Raw genomic sequence first — 16,278 nt, 5'->3', positions numbered from 1 at the left:
GAGGCAATGCAGCTCAATGACACCCTTGCCCGTCAGATTGTGAGCCGGGCGATGAAGATACTGTCGTTCCCGGTCAAGGTAATGGACGAAAGCTGCCTTATCATCGCCTCCGGCAACCCTCTGCTATCTATCCGGAGATTCAATGACACCCTTGCTCGTCAGATAGCGAGCCGGGCGATGAAGATACTGTCGTTCCCGGTCAAGGTAATGAACGAAAGCAGCCTTATCATCGCCTCCGGCAACCCTCTGCTATCTATCCGGAGATGTTATGCAGCTCAATGACACCCTTGCCCGTCAGATAGTGAGTCGGGCGATGAAGATCCTCTCTTTTTCGGTCAACGTGATGGACGAGCGGGGCCTCATCATCGCCTCCGGCAACCCGGAGCGGCTCCATCAGCGTCACGAGGGGGCCGTGCTGGCGCTGACCGAAAACCGGGTGGTGGAGATAAGTGAAGCGACCGCCCAGCAGCTCAAGGGGGTGAGGCCCGGCATCAACCTGCCCATCGCCTATCAGGGGGAGTTGCTCGGGGTCATCGGCATCTCGGGGGATCCGGAAGAAGTGCGTGCTTACGCCGAGCTGGTGCGGATGACCGCCGAGCTGATCCTGGAGCAGGCGGCGCTCACCGAGCAGTTGCAGTGGGACAAACGCCACAAGGAGGAACTGGTGCTGCAGCTCATCCGCGGCGAGGGGCGTGCGGATCAGCTGCAGCAGGCGGCCCGCTTCCTCGATCTGGATCTGGCGCAGCCTCGCGTCGTCGCCGTGCTGGCACTGGAGGAAGCGGAGCCCGCCCGCCTGCGGGAACTGGTGCACCTGCTGGAAAACCCGGAGCGGGACAACCTGGTGGCCATCAACGGTCTGGACGAGATAGTGGTGCTCAAGCCGGCCCAGCTCTGTGACGGCGTCTGGCAATCGGCGCAGGAGCGCAGCCGCATCAAGCAGCTGCTGGCCCGCATTCCTCATTTCAAGGTACGCATAGGGGTGGGTGATTACTTCGCCGGGACGGGCGGATTGGCGCGCTCCTACCAGACCGCCCGTGACACCCTGCGCCGTGGCATGAGCCAGGCGCCGCGCAAGCAGGTCTACTTCTTCGAGGATTACCGTCTGCCGGTACTGCTCGGCAGCCTGGCGGACTCCTGGCAGGCGGATCAGCTGCGCGCCCCGCTGCAAAAGCTGGCAAAGGAGGATGCAAAGGGAACGCTGCAAAAGACGCTGCGCCAATATTTCTTGCAGGATTGTGATCTGCATCCCTGTGCCGAAACGCTCTTCATCCACCCCAATACCCTGCGTTACCGGCTGACCCGGATAGAGCAGATAACTGGATTAAGTTTCAACAAGTTAGATGACAAGTTCCTGCTCTATCTCGGGCTCAATCTCGACGGTTGATTTGTTAATTTGAACAAGAATGAAGGTTCCTGAGGCGTGATTTTTGGTTTTAAAGCCAAAGCATTCCGGGCCGGGATCACCATAATGGCCACCACTTACTTCCACTCAAGGTGCCCGTCATGATCCCTGTATCCGCGCTCGGTGCTCTCGCTGCGCTCTCCATCGCCATCTTCCTCATTCTGAAGAAGGTGCCGCCTGCCTACGGCATGATAGTCGGTGCCCTGGCCGGTGGCCTGATCGGCGGCGCCGACCTGACCCAGACCGTCGCCCTGATGATCGGCGGCGCCCAGGGGATCACCACGGCCGTGATGCGGATCCTGGCCGCCGGCGTGCTGGCGGGTGTCTTGATCGAATCCGGTGCCGCCACCACCATAGCCGAGACCATAGTCCGCAAGCTCGGCGAGACCCGTGCCCTGCTGGCCCTGGCCCTGGCGACCCTGATCCTGACCGCAGTCGGCGTCTTCGTGGACGTGGCCGTCATCACCGTCGCCCCCATAGCGCTCGCCATCGCCCGCCGTGCAGACCTCTCCAAGGCCGCCATCCTGCTGGCCATGATAGGGGGCGGCAAGGCGGGCAACGTCATGTCCCCCAACCCGAACGCCATCGCCGCGTCCGACGCCTTCCACCTGCCCCTCACCTCTGTGATGGCGGCTGGCATCATCCCGGGTCTGTTCGGTCTGGTGATGGCCTACTGGCTGGCCAAGCGCCTCAACAAGCGGGGCAGCAAGGTCGCGGCCGACGAAGTGGTGAACTTTGATGGTGGCAAGCTGCCCGGCTTCTTCGCCGCCATCAGCGCCCCTCTGGTCGCCATACTGCTGCTGGCCCTGCGCCCGGTGGCCGGCATAGTCGTGGATCCGCTCATCGCCCTGCCCCTCGGCGGCCTGGTCGGCGCCCTGATGATGGGCAAGTTCAGCAAGGTGAACCAGTTTGCGGTCTCCGGTCTCGCCCGCATGGCGCCGGTGGCCATCATGCTGCTGGGGACGGGTACCCTGGCTGGCATCATCGCGAACTCCGGCCTGAAGGACGTGCTGATCAGCGGCCTGACTGCCTCCGGTCTGCCCTCCTACCTGCTGGCCCCCATCTCCGGCGCCCTGATGTCGCTGGCGACCGCCTCGACCACGGCCGGGACAGTGGTGGCCTCCAACGTGTTCAGCTCCACCTTGATCGAGCTGGGGATCAGCAGTCTGGCGGGGGCCGCCATGATCCACGCCGGTGCCACCGTGTTTGACCACATGCCCCACGGCTCCTTCTTCCACGCCACCGGTGGCAGCGTCCACATGGGGGTGGGTGAGCGCCTCAAGCTCATCCCGTACGAAACCGCGGTGGGTCTGACCATTGCAACTGTCTCCACCCTGATGTTTGGCGTGTTTGGCCTCGCCTAAGGAATTGATATGAAGATTGTTATTGCCCCCGATTCATTCAAGGAGAGCCTGAGCGCCATGGCGGTGGCCGATGCCATCGAGGCCGGTTTCAAGCAGGTGCTGCCGGATGCCACCTACGTCAAGTTGCCCATGGCCGATGGCGGCGAGGGCACGGTGCAGTCCCTGGTGGATGCCACCGGTGGCCGCATCCTGCCGGTCGAGGTGACGGCACCGCTCGGCAACAAGGTGCAGGGCTTCGTCGGCCTGCTGGGGGATGGCCAGCGTGCCGTCATCGAGATGGCGGCGGCCTCAGGTATCCATCTGGTGGCACCGGAGCAGCGCAATCCGCTGCTCACCTCCAGCGTCGGCACCGGCGAGCTGATCCTGGCGGCGCTGGAGATGGGGGTCACTCACCTCATCCTAGGCATCGGCGGCAGTGCCACCAACGACGGCGGTGCCGGCATGATCCAGGCGCTCGGCGGCAAGCTGCTCAAAGCGGATGGCTCTACCATCGAGCTGGGTGGCGCGGGTCTGGCCGAACTCGCGTCCATCGACCTGAGCGAGCTGGATCCCCGCCTGAGCGAGCTGGTCATCGAGGTGGCCTGCGATGTGAACAACCCGCTCTGCGGCCCGAAAGGCGCCTCCGCCGTGTTCGGCCCGCAGAAGGGGGCGACCCCGGAGATGGTGGCGCAGCTCGATGCCAATCTGGCCCGCTACGCCGACTGCATCGAGCAGGCCCTCGGCTGCCGAGTGAAGGATATTCCGGGGGCGGGCGCCGCCGGTGGCATGGGCGCCGCTCTGGTCGGCCTGCTCGGCGCCGAGCTCAAGCCCGGCATCCAGATCGTCATCGAAGCCTTGAAGCTGGCCGATGAAGTGGCCGATGCGGATCTGGTCATCACCGGGGAAGGGCGCATCGACAGCCAGACCATCCACGGCAAGACGCCAATCGGTGTCGCACGCTGCGCCAAGCAGTTCGGCAAGCCGGTGATCGGCATCGCCGGCTGCCTGACCGACGATTGCGGCGTGGTCCATGACCATGGCATCGACGCCGTGTTTGCCGTGGTCAACCGGGCCATGTCCCTGCCGGAGGCGATCGCAACCGCCACCACCAACCTGCAGCTCACGGCCCGCAACGTCGCCGCCCTCTATCTGCTGCGTCGTTAATCCTCTTCTGGCCGGTGCCCGTCACCGGCCGCACCCCGCCCCGTGTAGCGGATGTGGTTGCTCCCCTGAGGGCGGACCCTCTGACGCACCTTGCCGATCCCAGGATCGGCTTTTTTATTATCCTGCTGTCTTCTCTATGGTTTTTGTATTCTGCCAGGGGCCTTTGCGGCATAGTGATCCCCCATAGTACAAGGAGCAACCCATGATCTTGCTGACCCTGGGGGTACTGCTGTTTACCCTGATCCATCTCTATCCCTGCTACGCCGCAGCGCACCGTGCCCGCCTGCGGGATCGGCTGGGGGAGAACCGTTACAAGGGACTCTTCTCGCTGCTGGTGTTCGTCGCCATCGGCTGCATCCTCGCCGGCTGGCGCAGCGCTAGCCCCATGCCGCTCTACTTCCTGCCCGCCTGGGGGCCCATGCTGGTGATGGCGGCCATGCCGGTCGCGCTGATCCTGCTCTGCGCAGGCCTGGGGCCCAACCACCTGAGGCGTTGGCTGGTACACCCCCAGCTGCTCGGTACCCTGCTCTGGGCCTGCGCCCATCTGGCGGTCAACAGCGAGGCGCGCTCCCTGGTGCTGTTTGGTGGCCTGGGGCTCTGGGCGCTGGTCAGCATCGTCTGGATATCGGTGCGGGACTGGCGCACCAAGCCGAGGCCGGCGGCCAACTGGCAGGGGACGGGGATCAGCGTGGGCGCCGGTCTGGTACTCACGGCCCTGCTCATCTTCTGGGGGCACGGCTGGTTGACCGGGATCCCGCTGCACTGATCCCTGAACCTTGTTCGGGGATCTCGCGTATGATGGAGAAAACCCGAGGAGTCACGTCGATGAAATGGTTCACCCTGCTGCTGTTGCTCGGATCTGGCGCGGCATCTGCCGCCTGTCCCGACTACTTCAATGTGGAGATGCGGGAGCTCAACAACACCCAACGCCACAACCTCTGCCAGCTGACCGAGGGCAAGGTGGTGCTGGTGGTCAACACCGCCTCTTATTGTGGTTACAGCGGCCAGTTCCGGGATCTGGAGGCGCTCTACCAGAGCTACAAGGAGAAGGGGCTGATGGTGCTGGGGTTCCCCTCCAACGACTTCTGGCAGGAGGCGGGCAACGAGAACAAGACTGCCGAGGTGTGCCGCCGGGATTACGGTGTGACCTTCCCCATGTTCAACCGGGTCTCGGTGCGTGGCGCCGATGCGGTGCCATTGTTCAAGGGGCTGGCGGCCGCCGCCGACGGGGATGCACCGAACTGGAACTTCCACAAATACCTGGTGGGCCGCGATGGCAAGCTGATTGCGAGCTATGGTGCCAATCAGAATCCGGCCGATGATCCCCTCAAGGAACAGCTGATCCAGGCGCTGGGACGCTGACCCTACCCCCTGGCGGGCGGCTCTGGAATAATGGGGGCCCGCCACTCACTCTGGTTATCCCGTGCTGCAACGTCTTCCCCAAATGGTGATCTTCGATGCCCTGGTTCGCGAGCAGGGCATCTCGGCGGCCGCGCGGCGGCTCGGGGTCTCCAAGTCCCACATCAGCAAGCAGCTGGCCCAGCTTGAGACCGAGCTCGGCGCCCAGCTGGTGCAGCGCACCACCCGCCGTTTCTCCCTCACCGAACTCGGCCAGGAGTATGCCCGCCACTGCCGCGCCCTGGTGGCGGTGGCGCTGGAGGCGGACTCCATGGTGGCGGAGCGGCGCGGCAAGGTGAGCGGCGTGCTGCACCTGGGGGTGGGCCAGTCCTTCGGCCGCTTGCACGTGATCCCGCGGCTCAAGGCATTCCAGGCGCGCTACCCGGATCTGGAGCTGGAAGTATCCCTGTTCGATCACCGCACCAATCTGGTGGATGAGGGGCTGGATCTCTGGATCACCACCTACGAGGACAAGCCCGAGGCCCTGGTGGGGCAGCGGCTGGCGGACATCGGCTTCGTGCTGGTGGCCTCGCCGGACTATCTGCTGAGCCACGGCACCCCGCTGCACCCCAGGGATCTGGCCAGGCACAACTGCATCACCTATCAGAGCCGGGAGCGGCGCTACCACGAGTGGTCGTTTCGCCAGGGCAAGGAGCGCCAGACGGTGCAGGTGGCCGGCAACTACCGGGTGGATCTGGCTGAGGCGGTGCGGGATGCCGCCCTGGCCGGGCTCGGCATCGCCTATGTTGCCAACTATCTGCTGGACAAGGAGCTGCAATCCGGCCAGCTTATCCCCCTGCTGCCCCAGTGGCGCCCGAACCAGAAGATGGCGGTGCACGCCGTCTACGCCAGGCGGGAGCACCTGGATCCCAAGATCCGCCTATTCATCGACTTCCTCAAGGAGAGCTTCGGCCCCGAACCCTACTGGGCGCAGCGGCTGGCCCCCTGGCTGGGGGGCAGATTGTCCGGCGTGGAGGAATAATCGTTTCCATACAGGAACACTGACTTTCGCCTGATACCAAAAACGAGCCAAATCAGCAAGTTGACGCAACCGATATCGTGCAAACGTTTTTGCTAACAGGGTTGTAACCAGGTGGACTTGCAGTGATGGGGGCAGGGGAGCAGAATCCGCGCCCATCTTCAGCCCCAATAGATGGAATCCCTATGATCGCCCTGCTCGGCATCTTGAGTATCCTGGCGCTAGCCGCACTCTGCTCTGATAATCGTCGTCGTATCCCGTTGAGAACAGTGGGCTTCGCCCTCTGTTTGCAAGTCCTCTTCGCCGCCCTGGTGCTCTGGCTGCCAGCGGGTCAGCAGGTGCTCAACGGCGTCAGCGAGAGCGTCAGCAGCGTGATCGGCTACGGCCAGGAGGGGATCGCCTTCCTGTTCGGTGATCTGGCCAAGTTCAAGCTGGGCTTCATCTTCGCGTTCAACGTGCTGCCGGTCATCATCTTTTTCTCCGCGGTGATCGCCATCCTCTACCACATCGGCCTGATGCCGAAAGTCATCGCCCTGCTGGGCGGCGGCCTGCAGAAGCTGCTGGGCACCGGCCGTGCCGAGAGCCTCTCCGCCACCGCCAACATCTTCGTCGGCATGGTGGAGGCTCCCCTGGTGGTCAAGCCCTATCTCTCCAGGATGTCTGACTCCCAGTTCTTCGCGGTGATGAGCTGCGGGTTGGCCTCGGTGGCCGGTGGCACCCTGGTGGGCTATGCCAGCATCGGGGTCGAGCTGAAATACCTGATCGCCGCCGCCTTCATGTCGGCGCCTGCCGGTCTGGCCATGGCCAAGATCCTGGTGCCGCCCGGTGCCGATGAGGAAGATCATCATGAAGATGTGGAGATCCCTCGCGCCACCAACGTCATTGAAGCGGCGGCCGATGGCGCCATGTCCGGTCTCAATATCGCTGTGGCGGTGGGCGCGACCCTGCTGGCCTTCGTCGGTGTGATTGCCATGCTCAACGGCCTGCTGGGCTGGGCCGGCGATCTGGTGGGGCTGGATCTGAGCTTCCAGATCATCCTGGGCTGGCTGTTCGCCCCCGTCTCCTGGCTCATCGGCGTGCCCTGGGATCAGGCCCAGGCGGCCGGCGCCCTGATCGGTACCAAGATCGTCATCAACGAGTTCGTCGCCTTCATCGCCCTGGTGCAGGATCAGACCCTGAACGAGTCGAGCAAGGCCATAGTCACCTTCGCCCTGTGCGGTTTCGCCAACATCTCCTCCATGGCGATCCTGATCGGCGGCCTGGGGGCTATGGTGCCGGAGCGCAAGTCCTTCATCGCCGGCTACGGCCTGCGGGCCATCCTGGCGGGGGTGCTGGCAAACCTGATGAGCGCCTCGCTCGCGGGCCTGTTCCTCGCCCTCTGAGTGGCCTCGGAGCTCGTGCCTTCAAATCAAAGCCCGCTTCGGCGGGCTTTGTTGTGGCCGTTGTCGGGAAAAAAAAAAAGCGCCTCAGAGGAGGCGCGGGGAAAAAGACAGATTGGAAGCGTCACATGGGTGCCACTTGAATGAGGGATGAGCCGTGCCATCCAAGTGTGAGTGCATCATGCCTTTCCCAGTCTGAAGCCCTTCTGAGGCGATTCTTCATACTATGTTCATTTTGCTAAACGCCCGGTAGCGTCGGTTCGAAGCCTCTTTTCCTCAGCTCCAATGCCAGCAACCAGCGTTGTGAACGGGATGCCGCCGGCTAACCAGGGGTCAGGGAGTCAGCGTGAAGGTGTCGACAGCCTGTTGCTCCAGTGCCGGCAGCCAGCGTTGTGAACGGGATGCCGCCGGCTAACCAGGGGTCAGGGAGTCAGCGCGAAGGTGTCGACAGTCTGCTGCTCCAGTGCCGGCAACCAGCGTATGAAGGGGATGCCGCTGGCTAGTCAGGGGCTCAGGGAGTCAGCGCGAAGTTGTCGGCAGCCTGCAGCTCCTGTGCCGGCAACCAGCGTATGAAGGGGATGCCGCTGGCTAATCAGGGGCTCAGGGAGTCAGCGCAAAGTTGTCGACAGTCTGCTGTTCCAGTGCCAGCAACCAGCGTTTGATGGGAATGCCGCCGGCGTACCCCGTCAGTGCGCCGCTGCTGCCTATCACCCGGTGGCAGGGCACTATGATGCTCAGGGGGTTGCGGCCGTTGGCCGCCCCGACGGCCCGCACCGCCTTGGGGTTGCCGATGGCCTGGGCTATCTCGAGGTAGCTGACGGTCTCGCCGTAGGGGATGTCGCACAGGGCGCGCCACACCGACTGCTGAAAAGGGGTTCCCCGGGCGGCGAGCGGCAGCGTGAAGTGCCGCAGCCGACCGGCAAAATAGGCCTCGAACTGCTCGAGGTAGGGGGCCAGGGCCACATCGTCCCGCTGCCATTCCGCTGTCGGGGTGACCGGCTGCTCCCCCCGCAGGAACTCCACGAAGCGCAGGCCATCCTGATCGATGGCGACCAGCAGGGGGCCCTGGGCGCTGTCACAAAAACTGTATTTCATGGATCTCTCTTCCTCGGCCTGAACGGCTCACTCCATCCCGGGCTTGCCACGGGCCGACTTGATCTCGCCCTTGCGCTTCTTGGCGTCAACCCGCTTGCGCTGGGAGCTGCGGGTCGGCTTGGTGGCGTGGCGGGCCTTGGGGCGCCACGCCGCCTTTTTCAGCAACTCGGTCAGGCGGCTCATGGCCTCCTTGCGGTTCATGTCCTGGCTGCGGTGGGTCTCGACCCTGATCTGGATGAAGCCATCGTGAACCCGGCTGTCGCTGAGCTTCTCCAGCCCCTCCTTGTAGAGATCCGGCAGGCTGGGGGAGTCGCGGTAATCGAAGCGCAGCCAGACGGCGGAGTCCGTCTTGTTGACGTGCTGACCCCCGGCCCCCTGGGCGCGCATGGTCTGAAACTGCAGCTCATGCCAGGGAATGATCACGCTGTTGGAGATGACTAACATGGGGTGATGCTCTCATTTGGTGCATCAAGGGAGTCTGGTGCAGCTTGGTGCCTCATTATGGGGCGAGATGCGCTTCCTTGGTGATCCTGAGCCGAAATGGCTCAAGGGTTAATGGCTATCTTTATGAAAATAAACAATAAAAATACTTGGCACAAGAATTGATGACCTCTTCATGACATACCATGGATTGGGAGCAACCAGATGAAGCTGATTACTGCGATTATCAAACCTTTCAAGTTGGACGACGTGCGCGAGGCCATCGCCAACCTGGGGGTCGAGGGTCTGACCGTGTCCGAGGTCAAGGGCTTCGGTCGCCAGAAGGGGCACACCGAATTATACCGGGGGGCAGAGTACCAGGTCGACTTCCTGCCGAAGGTAAAGCTGGAGATCGCCACCGCCGACGAGAACGTGGAAGGGGTGATCGAGGCCATCTGCAAGGCGGCTTATACCGGCAAGATAGGGGACGGCAAGATCTTCGTCTATGACCTGCTGCAGGCAGTGCGCATCCGTACCGGCGAGAGCGACGACGAGGCGCTGTGATGCCGCGCCAGGACCCCGGCTACTGAGCCGGTCGGGTTGAGCGCTCAGGCCCTGCCGGGTCGATAGAAAAAGAGAATGCATGGTCATGAAGAGACTGGGTGGGATTCCATCCGGTCTTTTTGTTTTAGCGACGATTAAATATCTGGCCTTACCTCTGCAAACCGCCTTGATCCTCTCATCCTGATTCATGCAGAATGCAAACGAAAATAGTTATCACTATATGCACAGACAAGGAATGGATGATGAAAATGAAGATGCTGGCGCTGGTGTTCTCCTCGCTGATCGCCCAGTCGGCTTTTGCCGCCGCAGAAGTGAATGTCTACTCCAATCGGCAGGATGAGCTGATCAAGCCCATCATCCAGCAGTTCGAGAAAGAGACCGGGATCAAGGTTAACGTGGTGTTTGCCAAAGAGGGGCTGAACGAGCGCCTGGAGCGCGAAGGCAAGCTCTCCCCCGCGGATCTGATGCTGACCGTCGACATCAGCCGTCTGACCGACCTGGTGGACAAGGATCTGGTGCAGCCGGTGGACAGCAAGACATTGCAGGAGAACATCCCCTCCATCTATCGTGATCCGGACAACCGCTGGTTCGCCCTGACTACCCGGGTGCGCGCCATCTACTCCAGCAAGGATCGCCTCGGCAAGCTCGACACCATCCGCTACGAAGATCTGGTCAAGCCTGAATTCAAAGGAAAAATTTGTACCCGCAGCGGCAAGCACGAGTACAATGTGGCGCTGGTTTCGTCCATGATTGCCCATCACGGCATGGCGGACACCAAGACCTGGCTGGAAGGGGTCAAGGCCAACCTGGCGCGCAAGCCGCAAGGCAACGACCGGGATCAGGTCAAGGCGATCAAGGACGGTATCTGTGACGTCTCCCTCGGCAACAGCTACTACCTGGGCGCCATGTTGAAAGACCCGGCGCAGAAGTCCTGGGCCGACGCGGTCGAGATCAACTTCCCGAACCAGGCTGATCGCGGTGCCCACGTCAACGTGAGCGGCGTGGCCATGACCAAGTATGCCAAGAACAAGGAAGCCGCCCAGAAGCTGATGGAGTTCCTCTCTGGCGACACCGCCCAGCACATGTACGCGGACGTGAATGCCGAGTATCCGGTCAAGGCCGGAGTCGAGCCTTCCGCCATGGTCAAGTCCTGGGGCAGTTTCAAGTCTGACCCCATGCCGGTCAGCGACTATGCCAAGCACCGCAAGGACGCCTTGCAGCTGCTGGATGAAGTGAAATTCGACTTGTAATCAGATGGGGCCTAAGGCCCCATCAATCGCTGTGGACTCATGAAAAATTTTGGATGGATTGCCGGCAGCTGGGCCACCGCCCTGCTGCTGGGTTTGCCGGTGCTTGCCCTCATCTTCTCTGCCTTCTCGGCAGACGGGGAGCTGTTTCGCCACCTCGCAGATACGGTGCTGCTCGACTACCTTGGCAACACCTCAGGGCTGGTGCTGGGGGTAGTGCTGCTCAGCCTGCTGTTCGGGGTGCCCACCGCCTGGCTGGTCGCCATGTGCCAGGTGCCGGGGCGCCGCGCCCTGCAGTGGGCACTGATGCTGCCCATGGCCATGCCCTCCTACATAGTGGCTTACGTCTATACCGACCTGCTCGACTACTCGGGCCCGCTGCAGGCGGGGCTGAGATCCCTGTTTGACTGGCAAGGCCCGGCCGATTACTGGTTCCCGGCCATCCGCTCCCTCGGCGGTGCCGCCTGGGTGCTGGCGCTGGTGCTCTTCCCCTACGTCTATCTGCTGGCGCGCGCCTCCTTCCTGGAGCAGTCGGTCAGCCTGATCCACTCCAGCCGGTTGCTCGGCTGCACCCCCTGGCAGAGCTTTCGTCGCCTCAGCCTGCCCCTGGCCCGCCCCGCCATCATGGTGGGGGCGTCGCTGGTGGCGATGGAGACACTGGCGGACTTCGCCACCGTCCATTTCTTTGCCATCAACACCCTGACGACGGCCATTTACGACACCTGGCTCGGTTACGGCAGCCTGGCCACCGCCGCCCGGCTCTCCTGCCTGATGCTGCTGGCGGTGGTGCTGCTCATCGCCCTGGAGCGCCGCTCCCGCCAGCGCCAGCAGGTATTCCAGAAATCCATGGGCCATGAGCAGCCCCTGCGCTACCCCCTCAAGGGGGCGAGCCGTCTGCTGGCCGGGCTCTGGTGCTGGGGACTGGTGCTGGCCGGTTTTGGCCTGCCGTTCGTCATCCTGCTGGATTACGGGGTGCGCTATTTCGAACTCTCGTGGACGCCGGAGTTCGTGCGCTTCGCCGGCAACAGTCTGCTCATCTCGGCCCTGACCGCCCTGCTCGCCATGGCCATCGCCCTGCTGCTCGGCTTCTTCCGCCGCCTCGATGGCGGCACCCGCAGCCTGCTGCCCCTGCGTATCGCCGCCACCGGCTATGCCATGCCGGGCACTGTGCTCGCCATCGGGGTGCTGGTGCCGCTGACGGCGCTGGATTTTGGTCTCAACGATCTGGCCGAGTGGCTCGGGATGCAGGGGCCAGGTCTGCTGCTGACCGGCACCCTCACCGCCATCGTGTTTGGCTACCTGGTGCGCTTCGTGGCCATCGCCATCGGCTCGGTGGAGAGCAGCATGGGCAAGATCTCCCCCAGCCTCGACATGGCGGCCCGCTCCCTGGGGCAGGGGACGGGGGGCATGCTGCGCCGGGTGCATCTGCCCCTGGTGCGACGGGGCCTCTTTGCCGGTGCCATGCTGGTGTTCATCGAATCCATGAAGGAGTTGCCTGCGGCCCTGCTGCTGCGGCCGTTCAACTTCGAGACCCTGGCGACCCATGTCTATCAGTTCGTCTCGGACGAGATGCTGGAGCGCGGCGCGCTCGGCGCCATCGTCATCGTGCTGGTGGGGCTGGTGCCGCTTATCTGGGTCAACCGCAGCCTGGACAGCCCGGGGCACTGAGTCGCCACGCCGGCCAATGAAATTGCATACGGTGTGCTTGACCGAAAGGCAGGGCACCGCCAGAAACGAGAGGAAGTCAGTCGTGTCTTGCTTGCAAGTAGAGAAGGTTAGCTGCCGTTACAACGGCCAGAACGTGCTGGAGCAGCTCTCCCTGACGGTGGCCGACAACGAGATCGTCTGCCTGCTGGGGGCGAGTGGCTGTGGCAAGACCACGCTGCTCAAGGCGGTCGCCGGCCTGCTGCCGCTGGCGGAAGGCCGGATTCATCTCGGTGAGACCCTGCTGGACGGGCCCGGCGTGACGGTGTCGCCTGAGCGTCGCCATATCGGCATGATCTTTCAGGATTACGCCCTCTTTCCCCACCTGACGGTGGCCGAGAACATCGGCTTCGGGCTGACCCGGGCGCCTCGCGACACCCGCCAGCAGCAGATCGACGAGGCGTTGACCCTGGTCAATCTGCAGGGGCTGGGGGATCGCTATCCCCATCAGCTCTCCGGTGGTCAGCAGCAGCGGGTCGCCATTGCCCGCGCCCTGGTCTGCAAGCCCAGATTGATGCTGCTGGACGAGCCCTTCTCCAACATCGATACCCAGGTGAGGATGAAGCTGATCCTGGAGATCCGCACCCTGCTCAAGCGTCAGGGGATAGGCGCCATCTTCGTCAGTCACAGCAAGGAGGAGGCGTTTGCCTTCGCCGATCGGCTGGCGTTGTTCCGGGCCGGTCGCATCGAGCAGGTGGGCCAGCCGGAGCAACTCTATCGCCGCCCCGAGAACCGCTTCGTGGCGGAGTTTCTCGGCGGGGTCAACTATCTGGCGGCCGAGGTGGTGGACAGCCACTGCGTGCAGACAGCGCTCGGGGTCATCTGTGGCCATGAGCCGCACGGTCGCGCCCCGGGAGAGCGGCTGCAGCTGATGCTCAGGCCCCAGCAGCTGGCATTGGCGGCCGCCGCCGACGGCGACTTGCTGGTGCGGGAGCAGCAGTTCCTCGGCCATCACTGCCGGGTGTTGGTGGAGTGCGCCGGCCAGGTACTGGAGGCCAGCATAGGGGAGCCTCTCGAAGGGGAGAGGGCGCGGGTGACCGTGGCCCCCCATGCCCTGGTGCTGTTCGAACAGATGCCTTGATAGTGATGTGAAATCAAGGAATTGACCCCGTTCCGGTTTATAATCGCGCCACGCCCATAGCCAATGTCTTTGGAGAGAGAAATGAAAGCCCAAGCCGGGATCTGCGCAGAGCCGAATCTGCATGCCCTCTATCTGATGTTCAATCGCACCGGTGACGGTGTCGAGCTGGCCACCCGTCTGGCCAGGCTGCCGGTTCTGTGGGATGCGGTGAGCGCCGATTTCCCCGACGCTGGTTTCAGCGGTCTGGTCGCCGTCGGCGCCGAGGGCTGGGATGCCATCTACCCGGCCGCCCGTCCGCCCCAGTTCCGTGGCTTCATGGCGCAGTCTGCCAACGGCCAGGAGGCCCCGAATACCCCGTTCGATCTCTTCGTGCAGCTGCGCGCCGATCGGGTGGACGTGCTCCATCATGCCGGCCATCGTGTCATGGCCCTGCTGGCCGGCCTGGTGGAGCTGACCGAGGAAGTCCGCGGTTTTCGCAACCAGGATTGCCGGGATCTGACCGGTTTCGTCGACGGCACCGAGAACCCCCAGGGTGAGCACAGGGCCGACGTGGCGCTGATCGACGGGGGCGAGTTCGCCGGTGGCTCCTATGTCCATGTCCAGCGCTGGGTGCATGCCATAAGCGACTGGGAGAAGCTGGCGCTGAAGGAGCAGGAGGACATCATTGGCCGTACCAAGGTGGACAACATCGAGTACGAGTCGGCCGACAAGCCGCTGACCTCCCACATCAAGCGGGTCAACCTCAAGACCCCGAAGGGAGAGTCCATGGAGATACTGCGCCAGAGCATGCCCTGGGGCACCATGCGCGAGCAGGGGCTCTACTTCATCTCCTGCTGCCGCACCCCGCAGCACTTCAATGCCATGCTGGCCAGCATGTACAAGGGGGAGGGGAGCCACTTCGATCACCTGCTGCGCTTCACCAGGGCGGTGACAGGGGCCGCCTTCTTCGCCCCCTCCATCGATTTTCTGGTCGCTCAAGGCAAGTAACCGCTTGCCGAGTGCGCGGAAACGAAAAATCCCGGCCTTGGCCGGGATTTTTCGTTCAGGTGGCGCGAGCGCGACCGGATCAGGGGGTCTGTTCGAACAGCTCGAGGGCGGAGAGGTAGAGCTCTTCGATGTCGGTGTCGCTGGTCGGGGTGATGAAGATGGTGTCATCACCGGCTATGGTGCCGAGGATACCTTCGGCCTTGCCGAGGGAGTCGAGCAGGCGGGCGATGAGCTGGGCCGCACCCGGGCTGGTGTGGATCACCACCAAGGCGCCGTTGTGGTCGACATCCAGTACCAGGTTCTTGAGCGGGCTGGAGGTGGTGGGCACACCCAGCTCCACCGGCAGGCAGTAGACCATCTCCATCTTGGCATTGCGGGTGCGGACGGCGCCGAAGCGGCTCAGCATGCGCGAAACCTTGGACTGGTTGATGTTCTCAAAGCCCATCTCTTGCAGGGCAGTCACTATCTCTGCCTGGGAGCCGAAACGCTCCTCTTTCAGCAAGGCTTTAAAGGCCTTGGCCAGTTTTTCTTGCTTGTCGTTATGTTTCATCTTGGACTCACGAATGAGGGAGGTGACCGCCTGTCACGCTCAGGCGGCAGATACGAACAGCGCTGCTATTTTGCATTCATATGCCTGTTTTGGCAAGGAAGCGGCGCTTGTTCTGCATATTGATTCAAATATAGCTTGCATCAACTTATGCTGGCGCTAGAATCAGGACGAAATTTTGAAAACTTATTCAATTGGGCTGTATGGGTATCGAATTAATCGGCATCGAAAAATCCTGGCACAAGGTGCCGGTACTGCAACAGGTCAGCTTCCGGACTGCACCCGGCGAGACCTTGGTATTGCTGGGCCCGAGCGGTGCGGGCAAGAGCTCGCTGCTGCGGATGATGAACCTGCTGGACACCCCGGATGCGGGGGTGCTGCGCATCGCCGACAGTGAATTTTCTTTCCCGTCCAGCCTCTCTCCCGCGGAATTCAACCGCCAGGCCCAGGCCTTGCGCCGCAAGGTGGGCATGGTGTTCCAGCAGTACAATCTGTGGCCCCATCTCACCGTGATGGAGAATCTCATCGAAGCCCCCATCAAGGTGCTGGGCATGAGCCGCGAGGCTGCCATCGAGAAGGGCGCCTACCTGCTGGCCCAGTTGCAGCTGGCCGACAAGCGGGATGCCTGGCCGGCGCGCCTCTCCGGCGGCCAGCAGCAGCGGGTGGCCATCGCCAGGACCCTGATGATGGATCCCCAGGTGCTGCTGTTTGACGAGCCCACCGCGGCGCTCGATCCTGAAATAACCAAAGAGGTGGCGGAGATCATCCGCACCCTGAGCCAGACCGGCATCACCCAGGTGGTGGTGACCCACGAGGTGGAGTTCGCCCGCAAGGTGGCCAGTCAGGTGATTTATCTGGAGAAGGGGCGGATCATCGAATCCGGCACCGCCGCCATCTTCCAATCCCCGCAAACCAGCCGGTTTGCCGAATTCTTGATGCATTGATACTGAATCGATAAGGAAGCTGTC

Annotated in this window: 17 protein-coding genes and 1 pseudogene; 15 read left to right on the top strand and 3 right to left on the bottom strand. The window is 63.0% G+C overall.

Features of this window, described 5'->3' with window-relative positions; genetic code table 11:
• Window positions 1-6: 6 nt before the first annotated feature.
• From ACWPWQ_RS02620 to ACWPWQ_RS02580, 9 genes and pseudogenes are all read left to right on the top strand, one after another.
• Window positions 7-124, top strand: a pseudogene (locus tag ACWPWQ_RS02620) (sugar diacid recognition domain-containing protein); the annotation flags it as partial.
• Complete coding sequence (locus tag ACWPWQ_RS02615) at window positions 100-282, top strand: sugar diacid recognition domain-containing protein (protein WP_454009046.1); 183 nt, start codon at window positions 100-102, stop codon at window positions 280-282. The pseudogene ACWPWQ_RS02620 and the gene ACWPWQ_RS02615, both read left to right, overlap by 25 nt.
• Entirely contained in the window at window positions 269-1,384 is a 1,116-nt protein-coding gene (locus ACWPWQ_RS02610) for a sugar diacid recognition domain-containing protein (protein ID WP_454008935.1), read from the top strand. The genes ACWPWQ_RS02615 and ACWPWQ_RS02610 overlap by 14 nt, the downstream gene beginning before the upstream one ends.
• Before the next feature lie 119 nt (window positions 1,385-1,503).
• Window positions 1,504-2,766: a GntP family permease gene (locus ACWPWQ_RS02605; RefSeq protein ID WP_025325674.1), complete on the top strand. Its 1,263-nt coding sequence runs from the start codon at window positions 1,504-1,506 to the stop codon at window positions 2,764-2,766.
• Window positions 2,767-2,775: 9 nt separating this feature from the next.
• Window positions 2,776-3,909: a glycerate kinase gene (locus tag ACWPWQ_RS02600; RefSeq protein ID WP_454008934.1), complete on the top strand. Its 1,134-nt coding sequence runs from the start codon at window positions 2,776-2,778 to the stop codon at window positions 3,907-3,909.
• A gap of 202 nt (window positions 3,910-4,111) precedes the next feature.
• A complete protein-coding gene (locus ACWPWQ_RS02595) occupies window positions 4,112-4,675 on the top strand; it encodes an NnrU family protein (RefSeq protein ID WP_454008933.1) in 564 nt (187 codons plus the stop codon).
• A gap of 59 nt (window positions 4,676-4,734) precedes the next feature.
• Window positions 4,735-5,271, top strand: a complete 537-nt coding sequence (locus tag ACWPWQ_RS02590) for a glutathione peroxidase (protein WP_371160495.1) — start codon at window positions 4,735-4,737, stop codon at window positions 5,269-5,271.
• An 82-nt stretch (window positions 5,272-5,353) separates the two neighbouring features.
• Window positions 5,354-6,289: a LysR family transcriptional regulator gene (locus ACWPWQ_RS02585; RefSeq protein WP_042649797.1), complete on the top strand. Its 936-nt coding sequence runs from the start codon at window positions 5,354-5,356 to the stop codon at window positions 6,287-6,289.
• Window positions 6,290-6,471: 182 nt separating this feature from the next.
• On the top strand, window positions 6,472-7,668 hold the full coding sequence (locus ACWPWQ_RS02580; RefSeq protein ID WP_454008932.1) for a NupC/NupG family nucleoside CNT transporter: 1,197 nt from the start codon (window positions 6,472-6,474) through the stop codon (window positions 7,666-7,668).
• A 597-nt stretch (window positions 7,669-8,265) separates the two neighbouring features.
• Here the strand turns inward: ACWPWQ_RS02580 and ACWPWQ_RS02575 are convergent.
• Both ACWPWQ_RS02575 and arfB read right to left on the bottom strand, forming a co-directional pair.
• Window positions 8,266-8,760, bottom strand: coding sequence for a methylated-DNA--[protein]-cysteine S-methyltransferase (locus ACWPWQ_RS02575; protein ID WP_404837705.1), 495 nt, complete (start codon window positions 8,758-8,760; stop codon window positions 8,266-8,268).
• Between the two features lie 27 nt (window positions 8,761-8,787).
• Window positions 8,788-9,204 carry an alternative ribosome rescue aminoacyl-tRNA hydrolase ArfB gene (gene arfB, locus ACWPWQ_RS02570; protein WP_005332323.1) on the bottom strand — a complete coding sequence of 139 codons (417 nt, stop codon included), beginning with the start codon at window positions 9,202-9,204 and terminating at the stop codon, window positions 8,788-8,790.
• Window positions 9,205-9,405: 201 nt separating this feature from the next.
• Here arfB and glnK point away from each other — a divergent pair, with 201 nt between their 5' ends.
• From glnK to ACWPWQ_RS02545, 5 genes are all read left to right on the top strand, one after another.
• Window positions 9,406-9,744, top strand: a complete 339-nt coding sequence (glnK, locus tag ACWPWQ_RS02565; RefSeq protein ID WP_005332325.1) for a P-II family nitrogen regulator — start codon at window positions 9,406-9,408, stop codon at window positions 9,742-9,744.
• Window positions 9,745-9,986: 242 nt separating this feature from the next.
• Window positions 9,987-10,994, top strand: a complete 1,008-nt coding sequence (locus ACWPWQ_RS02560; protein WP_139436866.1) for a Fe(3+) ABC transporter substrate-binding protein — start codon at window positions 9,987-9,989, stop codon at window positions 10,992-10,994.
• Between the two features lie 39 nt (window positions 10,995-11,033).
• The gene (locus ACWPWQ_RS02555) at window positions 11,034-12,659 is read left to right on the top strand and encodes an ABC transporter permease (RefSeq protein ID WP_408848168.1); all 1,626 of its coding nucleotides are present in this window, start codon (window positions 11,034-11,036) and stop codon (window positions 12,657-12,659) included.
• An 82-nt stretch (window positions 12,660-12,741) separates the two neighbouring features.
• Entirely contained in the window at window positions 12,742-13,776 is a 1,035-nt protein-coding gene (locus ACWPWQ_RS02550; protein WP_139436862.1) for an ABC transporter ATP-binding protein, read from the top strand.
• 81 nt (window positions 13,777-13,857) lie between these two features.
• Entirely contained in the window at window positions 13,858-14,763 is a 906-nt protein-coding gene (locus ACWPWQ_RS02545; protein ID WP_454008931.1) for a Dyp-type peroxidase, read from the top strand.
• Between the two features lie 79 nt (window positions 14,764-14,842).
• Here the strand turns inward: ACWPWQ_RS02545 and argR are convergent, their stop codons facing one another.
• Window positions 14,843-15,313, bottom strand: a complete 471-nt coding sequence (gene argR / locus ACWPWQ_RS02540) for a transcriptional regulator ArgR (protein WP_005308670.1) — start codon at window positions 15,311-15,313, stop codon at window positions 14,843-14,845.
• A 200-nt stretch (window positions 15,314-15,513) separates the two neighbouring features.
• On the opposite strand from argR, the gene ACWPWQ_RS02535 reads away from it, so the two are divergent.
• A complete protein-coding gene (locus ACWPWQ_RS02535) occupies window positions 15,514-16,254 on the top strand; it encodes an ATP-binding cassette domain-containing protein (RefSeq protein WP_139436858.1) in 741 nt (246 codons plus the stop codon).
• Window positions 16,255-16,278 lie beyond the last annotated feature (24 nt).

The sequence above is a fragment of the Aeromonas sp. Marseille-Q7275 genome (genome assembly GCF_965119515.1).
Note: the sequence above shows the minus strand (reverse complement) of the source record. Positions and strands in the feature narration are given on the sequence as shown.